The organism is Nocardia sp. NPDC020380, from assembly GCF_044386975.1.
GTDB lineage: Bacteria > Actinomycetota > Actinomycetes > Mycobacteriales > Mycobacteriaceae > Nocardia.
The window spans coordinates 357118-380965 of the sequence record NZ_JBIRVQ010000003.1 but is presented as its reverse complement, the minus strand read 5'-3'; the positions used below and the strand labels follow the sequence as shown (position 1 = coordinate 380965).

23 protein-coding genes are annotated in these 23848 nt (G+C 68.3%); 12 read left to right on the top strand and 11 right to left on the bottom strand.

The features are described from left to right. Nucleotides 1-187: 187 nt before the first annotated feature. The 4 genes from ACH438_RS09260 to ACH438_RS09245 are packed head-to-tail and all read left to right on the top strand — an operon-like array spanning nt 188 to nt 4048. Nucleotides 188-1408, top strand: coding sequence for a cysteine desulfurase family protein (locus ACH438_RS09260; protein WP_397003005.1), 1221 nt, complete (start codon nt 188-190; stop codon nt 1406-1408). After that, nucleotides 1409-2527 (top strand): tRNA 2-thiouridine(34) synthase MnmA, encoded by a 1119-nt coding sequence (mnmA, locus tag ACH438_RS09255; protein ID WP_397003003.1) that lies wholly within the window; start codon nt 1409-1411, stop codon nt 2525-2527. Further along, nucleotides 2524-2976: a hypothetical protein gene (locus ACH438_RS09250; RefSeq protein WP_397003001.1), complete on the top strand. Its 453-nt coding sequence runs from the start codon at nt 2524-2526 to the stop codon at nt 2974-2976. Before mnmA ends, ACH438_RS09250 begins: the two co-directional genes overlap by 4 nt. Nucleotides 2977-3007: 31 nt before the next feature. Continuing rightward, on the top strand, nt 3008-4048 hold the full coding sequence (locus ACH438_RS09245; protein WP_397002999.1) for a methionine synthase: 1041 nt from the start codon (nt 3008-3010) through the stop codon (nt 4046-4048). A gap of 1 nt (nt 4049) precedes the next feature. Here ACH438_RS09245 and ACH438_RS09240 read toward each other — a convergent pair whose 3' ends face one another. Then, a complete protein-coding gene (locus tag ACH438_RS09240) occupies nt 4050-4622 on the bottom strand; it encodes a TetR/AcrR family transcriptional regulator (protein WP_397002997.1) in 573 nt (190 codons plus the stop codon). 107 nt (nt 4623-4729) lie between these two features. Between ACH438_RS09240 and ACH438_RS09235 the strand changes: the two genes are divergently transcribed. Together ACH438_RS09235 and ACH438_RS09230 are read left to right on the top strand one after the other, a co-directional pair. Next, a complete protein-coding gene (locus ACH438_RS09235; RefSeq protein ID WP_397002995.1) occupies nt 4730-5173 on the top strand; it encodes a helix-turn-helix domain-containing protein in 444 nt (147 codons plus the stop codon). Between the two features lie 8 nt (nt 5174-5181). Beyond that, nucleotides 5182-5769, top strand: coding sequence for a PIN domain-containing protein (locus ACH438_RS09230; RefSeq protein ID WP_397002993.1), 588 nt, complete (start codon nt 5182-5184; stop codon nt 5767-5769). Between the two features lie 7 nt (nt 5770-5776). Here ACH438_RS09230 and ACH438_RS09225 read toward each other — a convergent pair whose 3' ends face one another. Next, a complete protein-coding gene (locus tag ACH438_RS09225; RefSeq protein ID WP_397002991.1) occupies nt 5777-6202 on the bottom strand; it encodes a hypothetical protein in 426 nt (141 codons plus the stop codon). A 57-nt stretch (nt 6203-6259) separates the two neighbouring features. Next, nucleotides 6260-7534, bottom strand: coding sequence for an ATP/GTP-binding protein (locus ACH438_RS09220; protein WP_397002989.1), 1275 nt, complete (start codon nt 7532-7534; stop codon nt 6260-6262). Nucleotides 7535-7653: 119 nt separating this feature from the next. On the opposite strand from ACH438_RS09220, the gene ACH438_RS09215 reads away from it, so the two are divergent. After that, nucleotides 7654-8454 (top strand): ArsR/SmtB family transcription factor, encoded by an 801-nt coding sequence (locus ACH438_RS09215; RefSeq protein WP_397003718.1) that lies wholly within the window; start codon nt 7654-7656, stop codon nt 8452-8454. Between the two features lie 77 nt (nt 8455-8531). Further along, nucleotides 8532-10484 (top strand): protein kinase, encoded by a 1953-nt coding sequence (locus ACH438_RS09210; protein ID WP_397002987.1) that lies wholly within the window; start codon nt 8532-8534, stop codon nt 10482-10484. 1 nt (nt 10485) lies between these two features. Here the strand turns inward: ACH438_RS09210 and ACH438_RS09205 are convergent, their stop codons facing one another. After that, nucleotides 10486-10905 carry a PPOX class F420-dependent oxidoreductase gene (locus ACH438_RS09205; protein ID WP_397002985.1) on the bottom strand — a complete coding sequence of 140 codons (420 nt, stop codon included), beginning with the start codon at nt 10903-10905 and terminating at the stop codon, nt 10486-10488. Nucleotides 10906-11026: 121 nt separating this feature from the next. Here ACH438_RS09205 and ligA point away from each other — a divergent pair, with 121 nt between their 5' ends. Continuing rightward, nucleotides 11027-13135, top strand: coding sequence for an NAD-dependent DNA ligase LigA (ligA, locus tag ACH438_RS09200; RefSeq protein WP_397002983.1), 2109 nt, complete (start codon nt 11027-11029; stop codon nt 13133-13135). Nucleotides 13136-13268: 133 nt separating this feature from the next. Further along, the gene (locus ACH438_RS09195; RefSeq protein ID WP_397002981.1) at nt 13269-13766 is read left to right on the top strand and encodes a GNAT family N-acetyltransferase; all 498 of its coding nucleotides are present in this window, start codon (nt 13269-13271) and stop codon (nt 13764-13766) included. A gap of 3 nt (nt 13767-13769) precedes the next feature. Here the strand turns inward: ACH438_RS09195 and ACH438_RS09190 are convergent, their stop codons facing one another. From ACH438_RS09190 to ACH438_RS09180, 3 genes are all read right to left on the bottom strand, one after another. Continuing rightward, on the bottom strand, nt 13770-14336 hold the full coding sequence (locus ACH438_RS09190) for a hypothetical protein (protein ID WP_397002979.1): 567 nt from the start codon (nt 14334-14336) through the stop codon (nt 13770-13772). A gap of 47 nt (nt 14337-14383) precedes the next feature. Beyond that, complete coding sequence (locus tag ACH438_RS09185) at nt 14384-14821, bottom strand: hypothetical protein (RefSeq protein WP_397002977.1); 438 nt, start codon at nt 14819-14821, stop codon at nt 14384-14386. Between the two features lie 216 nt (nt 14822-15037). Further along, nucleotides 15038-15562 (bottom strand): sigma-70 family RNA polymerase sigma factor, encoded by a 525-nt coding sequence (locus tag ACH438_RS09180; RefSeq protein WP_397003716.1) that lies wholly within the window; start codon nt 15560-15562, stop codon nt 15038-15040. Between the two features lie 151 nt (nt 15563-15713). Between ACH438_RS09180 and ACH438_RS09175 the strand changes: the two genes are divergently transcribed. Beyond that, nucleotides 15714-16430: a zf-HC2 domain-containing protein gene (locus tag ACH438_RS09175; protein ID WP_397002975.1), complete on the top strand. Its 717-nt coding sequence runs from the start codon at nt 15714-15716 to the stop codon at nt 16428-16430. Nucleotides 16431-16485: 55 nt separating this feature from the next. Beyond that, a complete protein-coding gene (locus tag ACH438_RS09170) occupies nt 16486-18744 on the top strand; it encodes a heavy metal translocating P-type ATPase (RefSeq protein WP_397002973.1) in 2259 nt (752 codons plus the stop codon). On the opposite strand, the gene ACH438_RS09165 is transcribed toward ACH438_RS09170, so the two are convergent. From ACH438_RS09165 to ACH438_RS09150, 4 genes are read right to left on the bottom strand one after another with little or no spacing between them, the layout of a single operon-like run. Continuing rightward, nucleotides 18741-20789, bottom strand: a complete 2049-nt coding sequence (locus ACH438_RS09165; protein WP_397002971.1) for a cytochrome c oxidase assembly protein — start codon at nt 20787-20789, stop codon at nt 18741-18743. The two genes, ACH438_RS09170 and ACH438_RS09165, sit on opposite strands and share 4 nt — an antisense overlap. Continuing rightward, nucleotides 20786-21583, bottom strand: a complete 798-nt coding sequence (locus ACH438_RS09160) for an ABC transporter ATP-binding protein (RefSeq protein ID WP_397002969.1) — start codon at nt 21581-21583, stop codon at nt 20786-20788. The genes ACH438_RS09165 and ACH438_RS09160 overlap by 4 nt, the downstream gene beginning before the upstream one ends. Next, on the bottom strand, nt 21580-22644 hold the full coding sequence (locus ACH438_RS09155) for a FecCD family ABC transporter permease (RefSeq protein WP_397002967.1): 1065 nt from the start codon (nt 22642-22644) through the stop codon (nt 21580-21582). The genes ACH438_RS09160 and ACH438_RS09155 overlap by 4 nt, the downstream gene beginning before the upstream one ends. After that, the gene (locus ACH438_RS09150) at nt 22622-23740 is read right to left on the bottom strand and encodes an ABC transporter substrate-binding protein (protein ID WP_397002965.1); all 1119 of its coding nucleotides are present in this window, start codon (nt 23738-23740) and stop codon (nt 22622-22624) included. The genes ACH438_RS09155 and ACH438_RS09150 overlap by 23 nt, the downstream gene beginning before the upstream one ends. Nucleotides 23741-23848 lie beyond the last annotated feature (108 nt).

Genomic DNA, 23848 nt, shown 5'->3' with positions numbered 1-23848 from the left:
CCGCGGCGGGGTGGCCCGCCCCGGTGTGGGACGCGTCACGCCGACCGGCCATGGCGGCGATGACCGTGGGTTTTCGCCCCGATTGCCAGGCTTGGGCGTCCGTTTCGTGAACACTCGGGGCGAGCCGGGTGGGTTGCGGGTATGGCGGGAATATCGCCGCGACGGGGGCGGCTATCCTTTACTGGTCATGAAGTCGGCTTTCCCGGGTCCGGTCGGTGCCCAGACGGTCTACCTCGATCACGCGGCCACGACACCCATGTTCCCGGTCGCTGTCGAGGCGATGTGTGCTGGGCTGGGGCAGGCGGGGAACGCGTCCTCGCTGCACGGGTCGGGGCGGGCGGCGCGGCGGTTGCTCGAGGAGGCTCGCGAGTCGATCGCGGCGGGGCTGGGGGCGCGGCCTTCGGAGGTCATCTTCACCTCCGGCGGGACCGAGAGTGACAATCTGGCCGTCAAAGGCATTTTCTGGGCGCGGCGGGATGCCGATGCGCGGCGCAACCGGATTCTGGTGAGCGCGGTCGAGCATCACGCGGTGCTGGACACCGTGGAATGGCTGGAGCGGCACGAGGGCGCGCAGGTCACCTGGCTGGAGGTCGACGCCGACGGACTGGTCTCGCCGCGCACGCTGCGGGAGGCGCTGTCCGCGCACGCCGACGACACCGCGCTGGTGAGCGTCATGTGGGCCAATAACGAGGTCGGCACGATTCAGCCGATAGCGGAATTGGCGGCCGTGGCGCAGGAATTCGATGTGCCCATGCATTCCGATGCGGTGCAGGCGGCGGCGCAGTTGCCCATCGATTTCGCCCGGAGTGGTCTGGCCGCCGCGAGTTTCGCCGGCCACAAGGTGGGCGGGCCGCACGGTGTCGGCGTGCTGCTGCTGGGCCGGCAGGTCGGCGCGGTGCCGCTGCTGCACGGCGGCGGGCACGAGCGGGATCTGCGTTCGGGCACCTCGGATGTGCCCGCGGCGGTCGGATTGGCCGCGGCGGTGCGGGAGACGGTTTCCGGATTGGATTCGCGCACACTGGAATTGGAGAAATTGCGGGACCGTCTCATCGACGGTGTGCGGGCCGCGGTGCCCGACGCGATTCTCAACGGCGCGTTCGGTGAGCGGCGGCTACCGGGCAATGCGCATTTCACCTTCCCCGGCTGCGAGGGCGATTCATTGCTCATGCTGCTGGATGCCGCCGGAATCGAATGCTCGACCGGATCGGCCTGCAATGCCGGTGTCGCCGGACCCTCCCATGTGCTGCTGGCCATGGGCGTGGAACCGGCGCTGGCGCGCGGGTCGCTCCGATTCTCATTGGGACACACCTCGACCGACGCCGATATCGATGCCCTGCTGGCCGTGCTGCCGCAGGTGGTGGAGCGGGCGAAGGCGGCCGGACTGGCCGGCGCGAAAGGAGGCTTCTAGATGCGTGTACTTGCTGCGATGAGTGGTGGCGTGGATTCTGCGGTGGCGGCCGCCCGCGCCGTGGACGCCGGACACGAGGTGGTCGGCGTGCACCTGGCGCTGTCCGCCTCGCCGGGCACCCTGCGCACCGGATCGCGCGGTTGTTGTTCGAAGGAGGACGCCGGTGATGCCCGGCGCGCCGCGGACGTGCTCGGGATCCCGTTCTACGTCTGGGATTTCGCCGACCGCTTCAAGGAAGACGTGATCGACGACTTCGTCGCCGCCTATGCGGCGGGGGAGACGCCGAACCCGTGCCTGCGCTGCAACGAGAAGATCAAGTTCTCGGCGCTCGCGGATCGCGCGGTCGCCCTGGGCTTCGACGCGGTGGTCACCGGCCATTACGCGCGGCTCGAGGACGGCGTGCTGCGCCGCGCGGTGGACGCGGACAAGGATCAGTCCTATGTGCTCGCGGTGCTGACGCCGGAGCAGTTGCGGCGGGCCATGTTCCCGGTCGGTGATACTCCGAAGCCGCAGATCCGTGAGGAAGCCGCCGAGCGCGGTCTCGCGGTCGCGAACAAGCCGGACAGTCACGACATCTGCTTCATTCCCTCCGGTGACACCCAGGCGTTCCTGGGCGCGAAGATCGGCATCCGCCCGGGCGCGGTGCTCGATGCCGACGGCAGCAAGCTGGGCGATCACACCGGCGTGCACGGATTCACCATCGGCCAGCGCAAGGGGCTGGGCCTGCCGGGTCCGGCCGCCGACGGCAAGCCGCGCTATGTCACCGATATCGATCCCGAATCCGGTGTGGTGCGCGTGGGTTCCGCCAAGGACCTCGAGGTGTGGACGGTGCTCGCCGACCGCGCCATCTGGACTTCCGGCGTGGTTCCGGACGGTCCGGTCGAATGCATCGCGCAGGTGCGCGCGCACGGCGGCACCGCGGCCGCGGTCGCCGAGGCGGTCGGGGACGGGCTGGTGGTGCGGCTACGGGAACCGCTCAGCGGTGTGGCCCGCGGTCAGGCCGTGGTGCTGTACCGCCCGGACGAGGCGGGTGACGAGGTTCTCGGCAGCGGCACCATTTCCGGGACCGAACGCGAAACCCACTCGTACGCGAACGAATCGGTGGAATCCGCCCGGTGAGCATCCGCCGGCCGCCACGCGACAACGGTCGTCGTTACACGACGCCGACCACCTGGAATCGACCCGGACAGATCCTCCCCACCGTGGTGCGGAGGCGGCCCGGCGCGGCTCCGCGCCGCGGCATCGGATCGTATCGGTCGTGCGGTAGCGAAGCCGCGTCGATTGCCGCTGCGGCACAGGAGAATCGGGAGATCGCCTCGACCTTCGGATCGCTGCGCGGGACCGGTGTGCTGGCGCGCGTGGTCGCCCGCCGGGTCGCGCGGGCCGAAGAACTGGTGCGCGAGTTGGGGATTCGCGTGCTGCGCAGTGTCGGGATCGGCGGCGGTGCGGCGGAACCCGCGCCCGCGAACGATCCCCGGCCGTCCCTGCCCCGGCCGCCGCACGCTTGCCGGCCGGTGGAGCCGGTGCGGGGACCGGTGGGGGACAGGGGAATCCGCAGTGTCGAATGAATTCGGTATCGAGTGAATGCGTGGTGGCGCGGTGAGTGACGGCGAGTCGGGTCTACTGCGCGGTGGCATCGCGACCGGCGTGGGCTCGTGGCCCGGCGCCGACCCGCGCGAGGCGGCGGCGACCGTCGTGGGCGAGCTGGGCGACCTGCCGCATCTGGTGGAACTGCCCGGGCGCGGTGTCGGAGCCGACATGATCGGGCGGGTGTCCGCGCTGCTCGTGGACATGCGATTCGACAGCACCACGCGCGGCTACCGGCTGGCGGCGCGCCCCGGTGGGGTGGCGCGGCGGGCGCGCGATCTGCTGCGCACCGATCTGGACGCTCTCGAAGAGGCTTGGGAGACGGCCGGTCTGGCCGGGTCCGGGCATGCGGTGAAGGTGCAGGTGACCGGGCCGCTCACGCTGGCGGCAGAGGTGGAACTGCCGGGCGGGCATCGGATCCTCACCGATTCCGGTGCGCTGCGCGATCTTTCGGAATCGCTGGCCGAAGGCCTGGTGAATCATGTGGCCGAGGTGGGGAAGCGGCTCGGCGCCGAGGTGCTGGTGCAGCTCGACGAACCGCTGCTGACATCGGTGCTGAACGGCACCCTGCGCGCGGTGAGCATGCTGAACGAGGTGCGGGCCAAACCCGAGCCGGAGGCGCTGCACATCCTGGACACGGTGATCGCCGCCCAGTCCGGGCCGGTGCTGGTGCACAGTTGCGCGGAATCGCCCGCACTCGGCTTCCTCGCCAAGAGCGCCGCCGCCGCGGTCGGTTTCGACGTGGCCACCATCGGCACCGCCGACCTGGACCGCGTCGGTGAACTCCTGGACGGCGGCAAGCATCTGGTGCTCGGACTCGTACCGACCACTGCCCCGGCCAAGCCGATCACCTGGCGCGAGGTAGCGGAACCCGGTGTGCGGCTGATCGATCGCCTCGGCTTCCGCCGCCGCCTCCTGGCCGAACAGATCCTCGTCGCCCCGGCGTGCGGCCTGGCCGGCGCACCTCTCGCCTGGGCGCGCCGAGCCCTGAGCCTGGCAGCCGAAACCGCACGAGCCTATTCCGAAGAGCCGGAATCACTTTCGTTCGAGTGACCTACGCCCGAATCCGCTCGACGATATCCATGGCGATCCGACCGGCAGCCTCGTAACTCTCCTCGTCACTGAGTTCGAGGTCGTTCATCATGGTCAAACTCCAACTGATGGCCAGCAAAGCCTGCCGCGCATGAAAAACCGCCACCGGCGCGGTATCCGGCGCCACCATCAAATCGGCGAGCACCCGGAACTGATACCGCAAACCGGTCCCGAACCCGAGATCCCGGAACGCAGGCTGATTCTCGGCCCAAAACCGAATCATCCCCTTCCCGACACTGTGCAACAACCCCCCATACCGCACCACAATCTCCCGCGCCCGCTCCTTCCCCTCCGGCGCCGATTCAGCCCACTCCACAATCTCATCGATCCCCCGCCGCAGATCCTCGGAAAGACTTACCACAATGTCTTCCTTGGTCCGAAAGTGGTAATACAGGGCAGCTTTCGTAACCCCCAACCGCTCCGCAATCTCCCGCAACGAAGTCTTCTCATACCCCCGCTCGGAAAACAACTCCATAGCCACAGCCCGAATCCGCTCCCGCGTATCGCTCCGCCGCCCATCCACCCGCTCATCCATCGAGGCAAGCCTATCCCCTCGGCTCGCGCAGGTCCTGATCTTGGTTGCGTTTGTGTCGTTTGGGGTGCATCCTTGCAGGTAGGAGATTGCGCGAAAGGAGGCATGTAATGACGGTGTGCCGTGTGGAACCCGATGTCCCGCAGTCGATGAGGAACGAAATTCGGGACGCATTGAACTCGCTGCCTCCGGCCGCTCAGGGGCAGTCGACCATCGCTATCGACGACATTCCCATTCCGGTATCGGTGGGTGTGCGGGCCGCGGTAATCGCTCTCTTGGAGCACCTCAGCGAAGGCCGCGGAGTAGCGATCACACCGGTGGACGCGTTGGTGACCACGTCGGTGGCCGCGGATCTGCTCGGACTGTCGCGGACATACGTGTGCCGGCTCGTCGATGCGGGCGAACTCGCGGTCGAATATCGAGGCACGCACCGGCGAATCCCGCTGCGGGCCATCCTCGACTATCGCGAGCGCCACCGTCGCGACCGCGGCGAGGCGCTAGACGAGGTTGCGCGTATTTCGAAGGAATCGGGTCTGTACGACGACGATTTCTGAGGGGTCCGGTGCCCCCTCGCGCCTTTCTGGATGCGAATGTCCTCGTCCCGGCGCGTCTGCGTGATGTGCTGCTGACCCTTGCCGAAGCAGAGCTGTACGAAGTCCGCTGGAGTGCCGACGTCTTGACCGAAGCTGCACGGCACCTGCCGGATTCGATGTCGGATCCCGCCAGGCGATCACTGTTCGCCGCGATGGCCCGGGCGTTTCCGGATGCCCTCGTCCAGTGGCCGGACAGCTTGCGTATCGACGTGCCGGACCTGGTCAATGCCAAGGATCGGCGTGTCGTCGCGGCGGCGATGTATTCGAATGCCGAAGTGCTGGTGACGAACGATCGCGCCCTGTGCGGACAGCTCGACGGCCGACCGGAGTTTCTGGAGGCTCAGACTGCTTCCGCATTCATCGCCTTCACCATCGACTCGGATATGGCGCGGGCGGGACGGGCTCTGATCGAGATGGCCGCGCGGCGATGGGTGGGCAGCGAGTTGCACGGTGACGCGGGGGAGATTCGGGATCGGCTGGCCGCGTGGGCACTTCGGCAGCTCGGCGGCGCGGTTGCCGATCTGGTTTCGAGTAAGGAATTTCTCGGGGGCGGGTAGCGCCGCCTCAGAGCTGGTCCTTCGGGCGCTTCGAGCCGAAGTAGGGGCGGGCGCCGGGGTGGGAGAGTTGCCAGTTGTCGGGTTTGCCGGAGGGGTAGACGACGGGGAGTTGGTCGCCGATGGCGGGCCATTGGGTGGTGTCCCAGGCGAAGCGGCCGTAGACCTCGTGGGCTACTACGGAGGGGCCGGAGATGCTGCCGCTGATGGTGACGTATTGCTCGCCGGGGGCGTCGGGGCGGGGGCTGATGCCGGTGATGTAGAGGGTGCCGGACTCGGGGTTCATCAGGCCCATCATGGCGGCGCGGCGTTCGCCCCACCCGTTCTGTTCGGAGGGGCTGATGAGGCGGCCGCGCCCGCTGCCGCGGCGGTAGTAGACGAGGGCCGCTGCCAGTGCGCCGCCGATCAGCAGGATGAACGTGAGCTGCATGAGCATGACCCCATGCTAGGCGCGCACGGGGAGGGGCCGGGGATTCGGTTGGCTGGGTGGTTGCTAAGCCGTCAGTTCGGCCGGGGATTGGGCGGTGAGTTCGGAGGTGCCCTTGAGGGTGCGGCGGAGTTGCCAGACGGTGGTGCGTTTGGCTTGGGAGCGGCCGTTGCCGCGGTCGATGAGGGTGCGGTCGGCGGTGGTGAAGATGAGCTGGGCGCCTTGGATATTGGTTTCGGGATTCTGGAACAGCTGGATGAGGCTGTCGGCGGTTTCGGGGGTGAGGTAGGAGTCGATGTCGTCGACGGCGAGCACACCACCGGTGTCGAGGGCGTCCAGCATGGGCGGGAGCAGGCGCAGCATGGCGAGGGTGGCGCTGGATTCGTCGGCGATGTCGAAGGCGGTCTCGATGCCGTCGTGCACCAGGCCCAGGCCGACGCCGCGGCGCGCGACCATGCGCGAGTAGAGGGCGTCGCGGGCCGCGTAGAGATTCGCGAGTTCGCGCTGCAGCAGCGTGATGGTGATGCCGTGTTCGAGGAACAGCTCCTCGGCGTACCCCGCCGAGGTGGTGCAGGTCTCGATTTCCTTTGTGGTGGAGGCGATATCGGTGTCGAGGTCGCGCAGGTAGTCGGCGTACATGGGGTCGTCGCCGGGTAGCAGCAGATCGGTGATGCCGAGATCGGCCGCGCGCAGCATGGTCAGCAGCCGCACGGCGTGATCGGTGGAGCGCGAGATGTGGCTGCCGACCCGGTGCGCGATCTCCTGCGGATCCGGTTGCCCGCACTGCACTTCCAGCAGCGACTGGAACCACCGGTAGGCGGGCACCAGCGGTTCGGCGTACAACTGCCCGGACAGGCTGAGCAGCAGCGCATTCGGCCGCACCAGCGGCACCACCGCGCCGAGCCCGTAGCGGGCGGCCTCGAACATGGGCCCGATGCGGATATCGTCGCCGGCGCGTTCGAAGACCACGCGTTTCCGGTTGTGCGGGTGCGAGTGCAGCCATTCCGCGGACACATCGGCATTGTCGAGCTTGAACCCGTAGGTGTACGGACAGCCTTCCGCGACGAAGTGCGCCACGAATTCCGTTGGCCGGTCCGCGAATCCGAGGTGCGGGGTGCGTACCGGCCCGGAGTAGGGATCCCACCCGGTGACCGAGTTCAGCACGGCGTCGCGCATGCGGTCGAGTGCGTCCATCATGCCGGTCTTGCCGGTGGCGGCGGCGCCGTAGAGGGCGGTCACCGGAGTGGGCACGGCGCTGCTGCCCCGGGTGAGCCGCAGTTCCTGCGGCTCGGCGAGGGAGCGGTGATTAGTCACTTGGAAGGTGCGCAACACCCTGGTCATCCTGCCGGTCGGAGCCCGGAAATGCGACTTTCTCTTATCGGGCGGTTGACATGCAACCTCGAGGTTGCCTATTCTCGGTTATGCAACCAGAAGGTTGCATGTCGCAGGTGAGGTATTCGGTGGACGAAGTATTCAAAGCCCTGGCCGACCCGAGCCGCCGCCGGCTGCTCGACAGCTTGAACGAGCGCAACGGCCAGACGCTCACCGAACTGTGCGCCGACCTCGACATGAGCAGGCAGGCGGTCAGCAAGCATCTGGCGGTACTGGAGGCAGCCAACCTGGTGACCACGCTCCGGCGTGGCCGCGAGAAACTGCACTTCCTCAATGCCGAACCCGTCAATGCGATAGCCGACCGCTGGATCAACCGCTACGACCGCGCGCGGGTGCATGCGCTCGCCGATCTCAAATCAGCATTGGAGAGTCCCACCATGAGCGACGAATTCGTCTACACCACCTACATCAAGACCACCCCCGAACAGCTCTGGCAGGCCCTGACCGAACCGGCCTTCACCAAGCGCTACTGGGGCGCCACCTTCGACACCGACTGGCGCAAGGGCTCGCGAATGGTCTGGCACCAAGGGGATTGGTCCAGCGACGACGGCAGCCAGATCATCGAATCCGACCCGTACACGCGCCTCTCCTACACCTGGCACACCTTCGACCCCTCCTTCGGCGAGAAGATGGGCATGCCCGCCGAGAAGGTCGCCGAATGGGCCGCCGAACCGCGCTCCAAGGTCACCTTCGAACTGCTCGATCTGGGCGAGATCGTGAAACTGACTGTCGTGCACGACGGTTTCGGACCGGACAGCGGTGTGCTGCCCGTCATCACCGATGGCTGGTCCGCCATCCTGTCCAATCTCAAGTCCCTGCTGGAGACCGGCGAGACCCTGCCCGACCCCAATTTCACGGCAGAGTCCTGAGCTGCGCCGACGCCGTACAGCAAATCGATCGCATGCTGCGTCTCGCGGGAATCGGAAACGGCCAATAGGCTGTCGCGGTGATTTCCGGGCGGCATGTGGTGGACGGGCGATTCGAACTGCTCGGACCGCTCGGCAGTGGTGGCATGGGAACGGTGTGGCGGGCCTACGATCTCGCCCTGCACCGCGAGGTCGCGCTGAAGGAGGTGCGGCCGCCGGAAGGCGACGCCGCCGCCGAGGTGACCGGCCTGCAGCGCGAACGCGTGCTGCGCGAGGCACGGGCGCTGGCCCGCATCGGCCACCCGAATGTGGTTGCCATCCACCACATCGTGGACGCCCCCGGCGCCCCACCGTGGATCGTCATGGAGCTGGTGCGTGGCGGCAGTCTGGCCGATCTGCTCGCGGAAGGCCCGCTGCCGCCCGCCCAGGCCGCCCACCTCGGCCGCGGCATCCTGGCGGCCCTGCGCGCCGCGCACGCCGTCGGCGTCCTGCACCGCGATATCAAGCCCGCGAATGTGCTGCTCCGCCAGGACGGTTCCCCGGTCCTCACCGATTTCGGCATTGCCGCGATCGAGGGCATGAGCGGGCTGACCTCCACGGGCAGCGTGGTCGGGTCACTGGATTATGTTGCGCCGGAACGCCTCTCCGGTCAGGAAGGTCATCCGGCCTCCGATCTGTGGGCGCTGGGCTTGGTTCTCTATGTGGCGGTCGAAGGCCATCACCCCCTGCGCCGCGATACCTCGGTGGCCACGCTGGCCGCCGTCCTGAAGGGCGAGGTCCAGCCCCCGCAGCACGCCGGGCCGCTGACCGCCGCCCTGCAAGCCGTCCTCGTCGCCGACCCGGATCGGCGTCCCGACACGGATCAATTGGACCGCATGCTCGCCGAGGCGACCGGTCTGTCCGCAGCAGGTCTCCCGCCGTTGTCCCCGGCGGTCTACACAGCCCCGGCCCCGCCGGGATCGGCCCCTCGGCCCCCGCAGCCCTACGCCACCACCCAGGATTCGCACCCGAGTTCGGGTCCCCCGCAGCCTGATTCCGCGACATATCAGCCCGGAAACACGTCCCCCAGCTATCCGCCGCACGGGCCGACACAGCCCTCGATGCCGCAGCCGCGCAGCGATGTGCCGTCGCCTGGATTCGCCTACGGGCCGGCGGCATACGACGCACCGCCATCGCCGCTGCGGTACGGCCCGGCCGACGGCGACAGCGGCCCGCGCCAAGACGGCTTCACACCGGGTTCGCAAAGCGGTGCGGCGCAATCGTGGCCGCACGAGGTGCAGCGGGCGGGCCTCGGGCACGGGCAACCGCACGGCCCCGGTGGACAGCCGCACGGCCCCGGTGGTGCGGTCCCGGCGTTCGTGCCGCGTGGCCGGAACGGATCGCGTGGTCGCAACGGCATCCTGGTGGCGCTCGGCGCACTGCTAGTCGTGGGCGTCGTGGTGGTGATCGCCGTGGTGATGTTGCCGAAATCGACCGGGCAGCAGAATGTTTCGGTGAAGACCCCGCCGGGCGTCACGGTGCCGGGCCTGGCGCCGGGCGTGCCCGCCCCGGCGCCCACCACGACCGCCGATGCACAGACGGTGGACCTGCTGACGCCCGACGGTATGCGGCAGGTGGTCGCTGCCCTCGAAAAGGCTTCGGGCGGCAAGGATTTCACCCAGACCGTGGTCTACCCGACCTACGCCAGCGCCGGAGTCCTACTCGCCGACGGATCGAAACGCTACGACAGCTACTACTACCGGGACGGCACCGCCAGCCGTCAGGGCCCAGGCGGCACCCTCACCGGCGACGACAAGTCCGTGCAACTGGACTCGATCAACTGGCACGTACTGCCCGCCCTGCTCAGCGCCGCCAATGACAAACTGGGCGTACCGAATCCGACCTCACGCTACGTGATCGTGGACCCCGGCTGGACCTTCAATGACGGCAAGCCCACGATCATGGTCTACCTCAGCGACGACTACGGCGGCAGCGCCTACCTCGCCGCCGACGTAGACGGCACGATCGTGAAGGTCTACCCGCGCGAGAAGTGAGTCACCGCACCAAACCGTAGGCGTGGTCGGGATCGATACGCACGACCACGCGGCGGTCGGCGACCATGGCCCGCCGATAGTCGTCCCAGTCCGGATGCTCACCACTGAGCGCCCGGTAGTAGTCGACGAGTTCATCCACGGTCGCATCCTGCGGGTCGGCGGCGACAGGCGTGACCTCCGCCGGCCCTTCCAGCACCGCATACGACCAGAAATCGTCACTGCTCACATGCAACGCCGCCCACGGCTCCCGCTTCAGGTTGAAGTACTTGGCCCGATCCGCCGTAATTGAGATCCGAGCGATACCGTCCTCAGGAATCCAATGCAGCACATTGGACTGCTGCGGCCGCCCGTCCTTCCGAATCGTGGTGAGGATCGACTGGCGATGGGCGCGGGCGAACTCGATGCCTTTGGCGAGGTCCATACGACCTGAAACCGGCCCACCGTCCCCCGTGTTCCCGGTCACGTGGCTTGTCAGCAATAGACCGTGCGACGTGCGCGAATGTCGCGTGGAGGTGTCGGTCGGCTCGGGTAGGTTTTGTCTTGTGAGTGAATCGGGCATCGAGATCAGCCCCGCGAGCGGGGACGAGCGCGTCGAGTGGCAGCAGCTGGCGGAGGAAGTGCGCGACCACCAGTTCCGGTATTACGTGCGGGACGCGCCGATCATCACCGACGGGGAGTTCGACGAGCTGTTCAACCGGCTGGTCGCGCTGGAGGAGGCGCATCCGGACCTGCGGACGCCCGATTCGCCGACGCAGGTGGTGGGCGGCGGGTTCACCACCGAGTTCGCGCCGGTGGATCATCTGGAGCGGATGTACTCGCTGGACAATGTGTTCAACGAGGAGGAGATGCGGCAGTGGATCGCCCGCGTCGAGGCGGACACTGGGCCGGACATCCACTATGTGTGCGAGGTCAAGATCGACGGGGTCGCGCTGAACCTCGTCTACGAGGACGGGCGGCTGGTGCGCGGCGCGACCCGCGGCGACGGGCGCACGGGTGAGGACGTCACCCTGAATGCCCGCACCATCGAGGACATTCCGCATCAGCTCACGGCGAGCGATGAATTCCCGATTCCGAAGCTGCTCGAAGTGCGCGGCGAGGCGTTCATGACGCTCGCAGATTTCGAGGCGCTGAATGCCTCGATCGTCGCGGAAGGTAAAGCGCCGTACGCGAATCCCCGCAATACCGCGGCGGGTTCCCTGCGTCAGAAGGATCCGGCGGTGACGGCGCGGCGGCGGCTGCGCATGATCTGTCACGGCTTCGGCCGGTTGGAGGGTTTCGCGCCGGAATCGCAGTACGAGGCGTATCGCGCGCTGGCGTCGTGGGGACTACCGGTGTCCGCGCACACTCTTCGGGTGCAGGGCGCGGACGCGGTTGTCGAGCGCGTCGCCTATTGGGGCGAGCACCGGCACGATATCGAGCACGAGATCGACGGCCAGGTGGTGAAGGTCGACGAGTTCTCGCTGCAGCGCCGGCTGGGCGCGACCTCGCGCGCCCCGCGCTGGGCCATCGCCTACAAGTACCCGCCGGAGGAAGCCACCACCAAGCTGCTCGACATTCAGGTGAATGTGGGCCGCACCGGCCGGGTCACGCCGTTCGCGGTCATGCAGCCGGTCACGGTGGCGGGTTCCACGGTGGCCATGGCGACCCTGCACAATGCGTCGGAGGTGCAGCGCAAGGGCGTGCTCATCGGCGATACGGTCACCATCCGCAAGGCCGGTGACGTGATTCCCGAGGTGCTGGGTCCCGTGGTGGATGCGCGCACCGGCGCGGAACGCGAATTCGTCATGCCGACGCACTGCCCCGAATGCGGTACCGAACTCGCGCCCGCCAAGGAGGGCGACGCGGATATCCGCTGCCCCAACCAGCAGTACTGCCCGGCGCAGTTGCGGGAGCGGGTATTCCACGTGGCAGGACGCGGCGCGTTCGATATCGAGGCGCTCGGCTACGAGGCCGCGATCGATCTCTTGAAGTCCGATGCCATCGGCGACGAGGGCGACCTGTTCGCGCTCGACGAGGAGAAGCTGCTCACCACAACGCTTTTCACCAACAAGAACGGCACCCTGTCGGCGAACGGCAAGCGCCTGCTGCAGAATCTGGACGCCGCCAAGGACCGCCCGCTCTGGCGGGTCCTGGTCGCCCTGTCCATCCGCCATGTCGGCCCGACGGCCGCGCGCGCACTGGCCTCGGCCTTCGGCAGCATGGACAGCATTCGTGCATCGTCCGCCGAGGAACTGGCCGCCGTCGACGGCGTCGGCCCGATCATCGCGGACGCGGTGGTCGAATGGTTCACCGTGCCTTGGCATCTCGACATCGTCGACAAGTGGGCGGCCTCGGGCGTGCGCATGGCGGACGAGCGCGACGAGTCCATCGAACGCAACCTCGAGGGCCTGTCCATCGTGGTCACCGGTTCGCTGCAGGGCTTCACCCGCGACGGCGCCAAGGAGGCCATCCTGATCCGCGGCGGCAAGGCGGCGGCCTCGGTCTCCAAGAAGACCGCCTTCGTGGTGATCGGCGACGCACCCGGCTCCAAGGCCGCCAAGGCCGAGGAACTCGGCGTCCAGATCCTCGACGAGCAAGGCTTCGTAAAGCTCCTCGAGGGCGGCCCCGACGCCGTCTCGCAAGGATCGCCCGAGGTCGGCGACGCGGAGTAACCAAGATCAGACGCGGAGTAACCAAGATCAGCGGGCACTGGTGGTGTGGCCTTCTCGGCCGACGCCGCAACCAGCGCCCGGTGATCAATTGTTCAGTTGGGGTTGGAGGTCGGCGGATGAGGACGGAGTCGTAGTGGGTTCGGGTGTGGAGATCAGGGCGGCGAGCCCGGAGGAGTTCGCCGCCGTGGGTGATCTGACGGTGGATGTTTATGTAGGTGAAGGGCACGTCAAGGCCGAAAGTCCTTATGTCGCAGAGCTGGCCGACACCGCCACCCGAGCGGCGTCGGCCGAGATTCTGGTGGCGGTGCGGGACGGTGCGGTCGTGGGCTCGCTCACGCTGGCGCGGCCGGGCACGGAGTATGCCGATATCGCCCGGCCTGGTGAACTCGAATTCCGCATGCTGGCGGTATCGAAGCAGGCGCGGGGACTCGGTGTCGGTTCGGGCCTGCTGCGGCGGGTGATCGAGATCGGCCGGGCCGAGGGTTTCGAGGCGGTGGTGCTCACCACCATGCCCAGCATGCAGGACGCACGCCGCATCTACGATCGCGCGGGTTTCGTCCATGTGCCGGAACGGGATTGGAAGACCATGGCGGGTCTCCCGCTGACGGTCATGCGCCTACCGCTGACCTGAATCTCAGGTCAGATTGCCGTCGTAGCACATGCTGACGGTGCGCCAGGTGGGTTCGGGCCGTTCGCCGTCGAACGTCCACTCCGCGACCGGGGTAGCGGCCTTCCAGATCAGGCTGCCGTCCGCGACCCGGACCACCTTGTACACGTCATCGGTGCCGGGGATGAGCTGATTGCCGACGCAGTAGTCGGTGTAGCTGGTCCCGGGTTGCCTTGCGCCCGAGCTGAATTGGCCTACGGGGTTGGCTCGCGCGCCGGGGTTCCGGACGGTGTCGCCACTCGCGGTCCGCGCCCCCTGATTCCAGTGTGGCTGCCCGCTCTGCGTGCCACAGCTGTATTCGGTGCCGCCCGCGGCGACCGTGGCGCCCGCCGGGTAGGTCGCGCCGGCCCACAGGCAGCTGGTGGCGACCCGGCTCCTGCGCTCCTCGGTTTCGGCGTCGGCCGTGGCGGCCAGTGGCAGGCCGGCCGCGGTCAGGGCGGCGACGGCCATGGGTGCGACGGCTACCCGCCGAAGTCGCCGGGTGCGGCCGGCGGTGGTGGATTTGCTCCGCGTCGTTGCGGTGGTGGGGCGCATGGTTTCTCCTCGCGTCGGGTCGAATCCGTGGTGCGGGGTGATGGGGGTCAGCAGTGGCTGGCTTGGACCGGGCAGACGGTGTAGCCGGGGCCGTCGTCGCGGGCGACGGGCTCCCAGGTCGCGGCGCCGTTGCCGTTGGTGACCGCTGCGGTCGGGGCGTCCCGGGGCTGGTTGTGGAAGTCGCGCAGGGCGTCCTGGTGTTCCTGCTGCCGCAGCGGGTTGGCGTCGCGGTGCAGGTAGCCGAAGGGGTCGCCCTGGTGGATGCCGGTGGTGTCGCCGGGAGTGATGTGGCGGCCGGAGTTGTGGTTTCCGGTATTGCCGGTCGCGGACTGCGGCGCGGCGGAATTGCCTCCGCGAGAAAGGGATTCGGCTGCCACTGGTCCGGCGGCGAGGATCATCAGGGCCGTGGCGCCGATTGCGAGTCCGAATGTTGTTGCGCCGCGCCGGATTCGGGTGGTCCGGATGGGATCAGAGGTGGTCTGCATGGCGGGTCGCCTCTCCGTTCGACGGTGAACGGTCACGGTAGTGACTCTCATCTACGTACCTAAATAGTAGATGACCTACGTAGTTGAATAGTAGGTAAAGCCCTAGAAACAGCTGAGAGAACCGTCTCTACCGGGCCGATCACCACATGAAAATGGGCCGACCGCCACATGAAAAAGGACGGCACAGCCACTGGCCGCGTCGTCCCACAGAAGTCGTCAGCGCGCGTCGGCCGCGTCGTCCCCGCGCGCGGCGGCGATCAGATCCTCGCGCGCCCGCGCCACCCGCGAGCGGATGGTCCCGGTCGGGCAGCCGCACACCTCGGCGGCTTCCTGATACGACAGCCCCAGCACCTGGGTCAGGATCAGCGCCTCCCGCCGCTCATCCGACAAGTCCGCGAGCATGATCTTCACTTCGGCGAATTCGAGCACCGCGGCATCGGCCCCGGTGCGGCGGCGGTCGGCCGCCTCTTCCCAGTCGGCGCTCCAGGACACGCGCGGCCGGGCCATCGCGGTCCGGATCTCGTCGACGCAGACCCGGCGGGCGATGGACAGCAGCCAGGCGCGGGCCGTGGACCGTCCTTCGAAACGCCGCAGGCTGCCGAGCGCCCGCAGGTAGGTCTCCTGGGTCAGGTCGTCGGCGCGGCCTGCGTCGGTACGGTGGGCGATGAATCGCCACACATCTGTTTGGGTTGCGCGGATGAACTGCTCGGTGGCGCGCCTGTCTCCCTGAGCGGCGGCCATGGCGAGCACATCGATCCGGGCATCGCTCGACGCCGAGTGCACCGACCTACCATAGCCAGATCGCACGGCCGACGGGCAAATCCGATGGTCGCCGACAATGTCACACCGATCCCCGGGAACTTCCGGCCCCGAATCGACGACACCTATCGACGTGAAGTGCGAAGTGTGCCAGGAAGCGCTGTCCGCGCGCATCGACGGAGAGGCGGAGCCGGTACCGGCCGAGCAGGTCGACAGGCATCTCGAAGAGTGCCCGGCCTGCACCAATTGGTATGCGGCGGCGGTCGCGGTGACGCGTGGGCTGCGGATGCGGCCGGTGACGTCCACCCCGGATCTCGCCGCGTCGATCGTCGAGCGCGCGGTGGCCGAGGGTGCGGTGCCCGGATTCCGGGACGGCCGGGTGGAGGTGCTGCGCCTGCTGCTCGGGGTGATCGGCGCGGTGCAGTGTGCGCTGGGTATCGCGCAGCTGGCCGGGTTCGGGGTCGGCGTGCACACCGATCACATGATGCAGTCCGGTGGCGGGCATCTGTTCAACGAGAGCACCGCGTGGAATCTCGCGCTGGGTGTGGGCATGGTCTATTGCGCGCTGCGCACGAAGGCCGCGACCGGTCTGGTTCCGGTGCTGGGCGGGTTCACCGCCGTAGTCTCGCTGTTCGTGGTCCTGGATCTGAGCCACCACGAGATGACGGTGACCCGCGCGACCTCGCACCTGGTGGTGGTGGCCGGTCTGGTGGTGGCGGTGCTGCTGCAACGGCGGCTGCGCGGCGGCCCGGAGGAACGCGGCACCGAGTACGAACCGGTGCCCGTGCCCGAGGGCGCGCGCGGCGGCCGGCGCATCCGGCATCTGTCCCGCCATGATCCGGCGGCCTGACGCCTTCGCTTCCGATTGAACCTTCGATGAACCTCCGACCAGAGAGCCGACGAGAGTGGAATCTTCGACCTTGACCGCCCCCGAACAAGAACGGGTCCGGGTGCGGTTGGCGGTGACCGGTATGAGCTGCGCCAGCTGCTCGGCGCGCGTCGAGCGCGCGCTCAACCGGATGGATGGCGTGACCGCCGCGGTCAATGTGGCGACCGGTGTGGCGACGGTCGACGCGCCGGACGGTATCGGCGCGAACGACCTGTGCGACACGGTGATCGCGGCCGGCTACGGCGCGACCGAGATCACCGGCCGGGGCCCGATGGTCGACACCGGCCCGGAGGATCGCGCGTCCGCGGACCTGTTCCGCCGCCTGATGGTGGCGCTGCTCCTCTTCTTCCCGCTCGCCGATCTGTCGATCATGTTCGCGGTGGAGCCGAGCACCCGCATCACCGGCTGGCAGTGGATCCTGCTCGGTCTCGCCCTGCCCATCGTGGTGTGGGCGGCCGCCCCGCTGCACAAGCGCGCGCTGGCCGGCTTGCGTACCGGGGCAACGAGTATGGACACCTTGGTGTCCATCGGCATCACCTCGGCCACGCTGTGGTCGATCGTCACGCTCTTCCTCCGCGACCGCGATCCCGAACCGGTGCACGGGGTCTGGAACGCGATCCTGCACGCGGACTCCATCTATCTGGAGGTCGCCGGCGGTGTGACCGTATTCGTGCTGGCCGGACGGTATTTCGAGGCAAAGGCGAAGCGCCGGGCCGGTGGCGCGTTGCGGGCCCTGGCCGCGCTGGGCGCCAAGGACGTCACGGTCCTGACCCGGGACGGCAGCGAGATCACCATCCCCATCGACGAACTCACCGAGGGCACCCGCTTCCTGGTGCGCCCGGGCGAGACCATCGCCACGGACGGCCTGGTGGTGGAGGGACATTCGAGCGTCGACGCCTCGGCAATGACGGGCGAGTCGATCCCGGTCGAAGCCGTCCCGGGCACCGCGGTCACCGGTGGCACGGTCTCGCTCACCGGTCGCCTGGTCGTCGAGGCCGCCGCGGTCGGCGCCGACACCCGCCTGGCGGGCATGATCCGCCTGGTCGAGGAGGCGCAGGCCGGTAAGGCGGCATTGCAACGCCTGGCCGACCGCATCTCCGGCGTCTTCGTCCCGGTCGTCCTGGCCTTGGCCACACTGACTTTCACCGGCTGGATGATCAGCGGCGCCGGACTCGACGCCGCCATCGGTGCGGGCCTGGCCGTCCTGGTGATCGCCTGCCCGTGCGCTCTCGGCCTGGCGACCCCGACCGCCCTCATGGTGGCATCCGGTCGCGGCGCGCAACTCGGCATCTTCATCAAGGGCCACGATGCCCTCGAAGCCAGCCGCACGGTCGACACCGTGGTCTTCGACAAGACCGGCACCGTCACCGAGGGCGCCATGACGGTCGCCGCCGTGCACATTCTCGAAGGCGAGGACCGCGCCGAAATCATCAGCCTGGCAGCCGGTGTGGAGGCCGCCTCCGAGCACGCGGTGGCCGCCGCGATCACCGCGTACGGTCGCAAGGAGGACAAGGAACTGCCGAAGGTCGAGGACTTCACGGCGCTGCCCGGTCTGGGTGCGCGGGGCACGGTCGCCGGGCGCACCGCGCTGATCGGCCGTCCCACCCTGCTTTCCGATGCGGGCGTGAGCGTCTCGTCCGGGTTGCAGCGAATGCTGGAGCGGGAGCAGAAGTTCGGCCGCACCGCGGTGTACTTCGCGGTCGACGGCCGGGCGGTAGCGGTCATCGCCGTGGCCGATACTGCGCGGCCCAGCGCGGCCGCCGCGATCGAACGGCTGCACCGGATGGGCCTGCGCACGCTGCTGGTGACCGGTGACAATGCCTTTGCCGCGCAAGCCATCGCGGATGAGATCGGTATTACCGAGGTGATCGCCGAGGTGCTGCCCGAGGGCAAGGTCGAGGTGCTCCGGAGTCTGCGCGAGCAGGGGCGCCGGATCGCCATGGTGGGTGACGGCATCAATGACGGTCCCGCCCTGGCCACCGCGGATCTGGGCCTGGCGATCGGCCGCGGCACCGATGTGGCGATCGGCGCCGCGGACATGATCCTGGTCCGGGACGATCTGGCCGCGGTCCCGGATGCGATCGAGCTTGCCCAGGCCACGCTCCGCACGATTCGCGGAAACATGGTGTGGGCGTTCGGCTACAACGTGGCCGCGATTCCGGTGGCCATGGCCGGGCTGCTGAATCCGTTGCTGGCGGGTGCGGCGATGGCGTTCTCGTCGCTCTTCGTGGTGTGGAACAGCCTGCGGTTGCGCGGTTTCCGGGGTGGCGCCTAGCGGCGTCGTTCGCTGAGCTGGGTGAGCATGGCGTTGTAGGCGGTGAGTTCGTCGTCCTCGGGATATTCGTCCTGGTGGCGGTCGATGCGCGCGGCGTCGCGGCGTTCCTGTTTCGCCCACTGCGACAGCAGGGCGCCGACCACGAGCAGTACCGGGACTTCGCCGGAGATCCAGGCGAGGGTGCCGCCGAGGTGCTGATCGGACATGAGGTCGTGCATCCAGCCCAGCATGAGCTGCGGGTAGAAGTCCTTGCCGATGAGGCTTTCCATGGACATGACGGCGACGCCGAAGAAGGCGTGGAACGGCATGATGGCGAACAGCATGCCGAGCCGGCCGAGATGCGGCAGCCGCTTGGGCCCGGGGTCGATGCCGATGATGGCCCAGTAGTAGAGGTATCCGGTGATCAGGAAGTGGATGTTCATCAGCAGGTGACCCCAGTGGAAGCGGATCAGCTGATCGAACAGCGGCGAGAAGTACAGGCCGTACAGCGAGACCACGAAGATGATCAGCGCGATGATCGGATTGCTGAGCAGCCGCGTGAACCGCGAATGCATCAGCGAGAGCACCCATTCGCGCGGTCCCGGTTGCGCGCCGCGCCCGGCGGTCGGCACCGCGCGCAGCAGCAGTGTCACGGGCGCGCCGAGCACCAGCAGCACGGGGATGAACATGTTGAGCGCCATATGCGTCATCATGTGCACGCTGAACATGGCGTATCCGTACGCGCCGATGCCGGACGAGGTGACCAGCAGCAGGCCGATGCATCCCACGACCCAGGACAGGCTGCGCCACCGCGGCCAGGTATCGCCGCGATGCCGTAGTCGGCGGGTACCGGCGAGATAGGCGACGCCGAGCAGGATTGCGGCCGTACCGAGTACGACATCGAACCGCCACACGGTGGCCAGCCGCCACAGGTTGGGCGGATGCGGCAGATCGAACCCGAGGAACACCTGCAAGGCGGTGAAGGACCGGTTCGCGAACGCCGGCGCGGGCTGGATCGCCATGCTCACCGAAATCCCCAGCCACACCACCCCGACCGCGGCCGCGCCGGCCAATACCGTTGGCAGGACCCGGGAATCGGCGGTCCCGGGCCGCAGCCATCCGATCAGCGCCACCTGCCCGGCCAGCAGCACCGCGGCCGCGACACCCAGCCATCCGTAGACGCCGCCGAAAGTGCTGGGCGGAGTGAGAATCCAGGTCAGAATGACGGCCGTCGGCACCATGACGGTCACGCACGCGATGACGATGATCCGATACCGCCGCAACGCAACCCCGAAGCGCGCCATGCCCTCAGTACTGGTCGCCCGCCGCCGCTGCCCGAGCACACACCAGGTCAACCCCGCGAGCATGGACAACGCAATGGTGAACGGAATGACCGCTCCCGTGGCGTAATCATGATTCGGCCCTTCGCCCGCATTACCCACCACCGCAGGCGAGATCACCGCGACCGCACTCATCCCCGCGAGCCCGAACATGCTGTTCCACGACAGCGAAAGCCGCAGCAACACCGCGACGGCAACCACGAGCACCGTCACCACGATCCACGCCTTCGGCTTCTCCGCCGCCCCGATCAACGGCGACAACGCATGCAACCGCACCGCCTTGGACAGCGACATCCCCGCCGCATCGGCGGCAGTCACCGGCACCAGCGCCACGGCCGCCAGCGCCCACACCAGCGCCGCCCGCTCCGCGATCCGCACCGCCGCGAACCCATCCACATCCATCCGCCCCCGCGAGGTGGGCGCCGCACAGAACAACGCGTAAACGAGCGGCCCCAATGTGAACCCACCCGCCAGGCACGCGATCAACCGCAGCACCGCGTAGGTCACCGCCGCCCCGCCCCCGGGAAACGGAATGCCCTGATCGATATAGGCCCGATCACCCACGGCCGATGTCACGGCGATCACCAGCACCGCTGCGGCGATCCCCGCAAGCGCCAGCGCCCATCCCGCGACGCGGCCACGCCGGTGCGCGACCGGCGTAGTGGGTGCGGGATCGGTGATATCGGATCGTGTGTCGGTGGGTGTGGCGGGGTTGGTGCCGGTCATCCGAGTTGATCCCTTTCTGCTGGTGAGCGGTCGGTTGGGGCGGTGACCAGGTGTGGCCGGCCGGTGAGCGGGTGGGGGACTATCGCGCTGCGGACGCCGAAGACAGTCTCGACCCGGTGCGAGGTGAGGGTTTCGGCGGGTGGGCCACTGGCCACCACCGCGCCCTTGGCGAGCAGGACCAGGTGGTCACAGTAGGCGAGGGCGTGGTCGAGGTCGTGCAGGGCGGCGACCGTCGTCAAGCCGAGGTCCTTGACCAGTTCGAGGAGTTCCAGCTGGGCGCCGAGGTCGAGGTGATTGGTGAGCTCGTCGAGGAGCAGGACGGGGGTCTGCTGGGTGAGGGCGCGGGCGAGCAGGGCGCGCTGGCGTTCGCCGCCGGAGAGGGAGGCGAAGACGCGGTCGCCCGCCCAGGCCAGCCCGACCCGTTCCAGCGCCGAATTCACGATGTCACGGTCGGCGGCATTGTCGCGGGCGAAGGCGCCCTGATGCGGAATGCGGCCCATGGCAACCATTTCCAGCACCGAGTAGCCGTGCTCCAGCCCGTGTTCCTGGGCCACCACCGCGGTGCGGCGGCCCGCCTGCCGAGTCCCGGTCCGCCACACATCGTCCGAACCGATGCGCACCACACCGGAACTCGGCCGCAGCGCGCGATACAGGCAGCGCAGCAGGGTGGACTTGCCCGACCCATTGGGCCCGGCCAGCCCGGTGAACGATCCGGGCGCGATATCCAGATGCACATCGTCGAGAATCGCCGCGGCATCGATGGCGACGCCGAGCGCGGTCACGGAGATCTTCATGCCATACCGGTCTTCCTGCGCCGCAACAGCATCAGGAACGCGGGTGCGCCGAGCACGGCGGTGATGATGCCGATGGGAATCTCATTGGGCCGGTCCACCGTGCGCGCCGCAAGATCCACCAGCACCAGGAAGATGGCACCGAGCAGCAGCGAAACCGGCAGTGCACGACGGTGATCCGGCCCGACCAGCAGTCGCGCCGCATTCGGCACGATGAGCCCCACGAACCCGATCCCGCCCGCCGCGGCCACCACGGTCGCGGTCAGCAGCGACGAGATCAGTAACAGCCACAGCCGCAACAGATTCGGATTCACGCCCAGCCCGGCGGCGGTATCGTCGCCGAGCGCGAGCGCGTTCATGCCGCGCGCCAGGGCCGGCAGCACGGCCAGTCCCGCCACCACCGCGAGCGTGGGCGCGAGCAGGCTCGACCAGCTCGCCCCGGTCAGCGATCCGAGCAGCCAGAACATCACCCCGCGCAGTTCCGCGGGTTTGGCGCGCAGCTGCAGATAGCTGGTGATCGCGGTGCCCAGATACGACACCGCGACCGCGGCGAGCAGCAGATCCGAGCCGATCAATCGCCCGCTGCGCTGCGCCAGCACGAACACCAGCGTCAAACTCACCAGCGCGCCCGCGAAAGCGCTGCCGGTGACGCCGAATCCGGTGGCCGCCAGCGCTCCCGTGGTCATGGCGATCACCGCGCCCAGTGACGCGCCCGAGGTGACGCCGAACAGATACGGGTCGGCCAGCGGATTGCGCACCAGATTCTGCAGGCACAACCCGGCCAGGCTGAGTCCGGCTCCGGCGACGGCGGCCAGTAATACTCGCGGTGCACGGAACTGCCACACGATCTGATCGGTGAGCGGATCGCTCCCGGCCCGCCCGGCGAGGTGGGCCCACAGCACCCGCACGGTGTCCGCGGGTGCGATGCTCACCGTGCCGAATCCGATGGCCAGCACGATCGCCACCGCCAGCCCGGCGCACAGCGCGCCGAGCAGCGGTCCGAAAGCCTTGCCGGACACCGCATGCGGGCCGGTCCGGCGATCAGTTGCCGGGATGGATGGCATCGGCGATTTTCTCCACGGCAATGGCATTGAGCGGTCCGATCAGCGGGCTGTCGGACAGCGTGACGAACTTCTTGTTCTTCGAGGCCGCCCACTGCGGGAACTTGGTGAAGAGCGCGTCGGCTTCCTTCGCCGCGTCCTCACTGGCCTGGTAGCGCCCGATCACCACCAGGTCCACGGGTGTGGAGGCCAGCGCTTCGGCATTGATATCGGCGAGTTCGTCGGAGGTCTTGCCGCTGAACGGGTTTCGCCCGCCGGCCCGGTTGATCACATCGTCGTAGATGCCGCCGGCGAAGACGGCGGGCAGCCCGTTGGAGTTCATGGCCGCCATGCCGGGGTAGACGAGCAGCACGTTCGGCCGCGGCTTGCCGTCCACTCGATGCTGCACGGCGGCGATCCGATCACGTTGCTGCTTCACGTAATCCACGGCCCGCTGCTGCACATCGAAGATGCGGCCGAGGGTGAGCAGCAGATCGAAGGAGGCGTCGACGGTCTGATTCTGGGCGCGGGCCTTCTCGTCGGCGGTGGCGTTCGGGTTGCCGACGGTGCAGTTGGCGGGATCGACGAAGGCCTGGATTCCGCTGGTGGACAGGGCGTCCCGGCTGATGGAGCCGATCTTGTCATCGAATTCGCCGTACCAGGTGGATACCACCAGATCCGGTTTGGCGGCCAGGATCTGCTCACGCGGGACGGCACTGTTCTGGTTGAGGGTCAGCCCGCCGGTCGGCACGGCCGCGACCTTCTCGGCCATACCGGGTTCGTCGGAGAGTCCGTACGACTGGCTATTGGCGATGATCTTGTCCTGCAGGCCCAGGGTGATGAGGCTTTCCACCTCGGCGACGGAGGCGCCGCTGGTCAGCAGGACGCGGCTGGGGGCCTTGTCGAAGGTCAGTTGTTTGCCGCAGTTGTCGAGGGTGAGCGGGTAGGAGGTGGCGGCCGCGGTGAGCGGCGGCTGCGGGAGGTCGGCGGGCGCCGGGTCCTTCGTCGCCGTTCCGCAGCCGGCGGCGAGCAGGGCCGCCGTCAGCAGGGCGGCGGTCGCCGCGTGGCGGGCACGGGGGCGGGAGCGGAGGCGCGGTGTCGCGCGGATTGCGGAGAACACATGAACAGCCGTCGGATCCGGAGGCCGTGTGGTTCCCGGGTGTCGAACAAGTCACAAAGGTCCGGTTCCTGGGAACTTGCCGGGACAGGTCCGCGACCCCTTCCTTTG

Excerpts from the sequence above, each read along its gene's own strand:
- ACH438_RS09240 (WP_397002997.1), bottom strand. The coding sequence starts at position 4,622 with ATGGATGAGCGGGTGGATGGGCGGCGGAGCGATACGCGGGAGCGGATT.
- ACH438_RS09225 (WP_397002991.1), bottom strand. The coding sequence starts at position 6,202 with ATGCTCATGCAGCTCACGTTCATCCTGCTGATCGGCGGCGCACTGGCA.
- ACH438_RS09160 (WP_397002969.1), bottom strand. The coding sequence starts at position 21,583 with ATGAAGATCTCCGTGACCGCGCTCGGCGTCGCCATCGATGCCGCGGCG.
- ACH438_RS09235 (WP_397002995.1), top strand. The coding sequence starts at position 4,730 with ATGACGGTGTGCCGTGTGGAACCCGATGTCCCGCAGTCGATGAGGAAC.
- ACH438_RS09220 (WP_397002989.1), bottom strand. The coding sequence starts at position 7,534 with ATGACCAGGGTGTTGCGCACCTTCCAAGTGACTAATCACCGCTCCCTC.
- ACH438_RS09260 (WP_397003005.1), top strand. The coding sequence starts at position 188 with ATGAAGTCGGCTTTCCCGGGTCCGGTCGGTGCCCAGACGGTCTACCTC.
- ACH438_RS09155 (WP_397002967.1), bottom strand. The coding sequence starts at position 22,644 with ATGCCATCCATCCCGGCAACTGATCGCCGGACCGGCCCGCATGCGGTG.
- ACH438_RS09185 (WP_397002977.1), bottom strand. The coding sequence starts at position 14,821 with ATGCAGACCACCTCTGATCCCATCCGGACCACCCGAATCCGGCGCGGC.
- ACH438_RS09165 (WP_397002971.1), bottom strand. The coding sequence starts at position 20,789 with ATGACCGGCACCAACCCCGCCACACCCACCGACACACGATCCGATATC.
- ACH438_RS09190 (WP_397002979.1), bottom strand. The coding sequence starts at position 14,336 with ATGCGCCCCACCACCGCAACGACGCGGAGCAAATCCACCACCGCCGGC.
- mnmA (WP_397003003.1), top strand. The coding sequence starts at position 1,409 with ATGCGTGTACTTGCTGCGATGAGTGGTGGCGTGGATTCTGCGGTGGCG.
- ACH438_RS09205 (WP_397002985.1), bottom strand. The coding sequence starts at position 10,905 with ATGGACCTCGCCAAAGGCATCGAGTTCGCCCGCGCCCATCGCCAGTCG.
- ACH438_RS09180 (WP_397003716.1), bottom strand. The coding sequence starts at position 15,562 with ATGGCCGCCGCTCAGGGAGACAGGCGCGCCACCGAGCAGTTCATCCGC.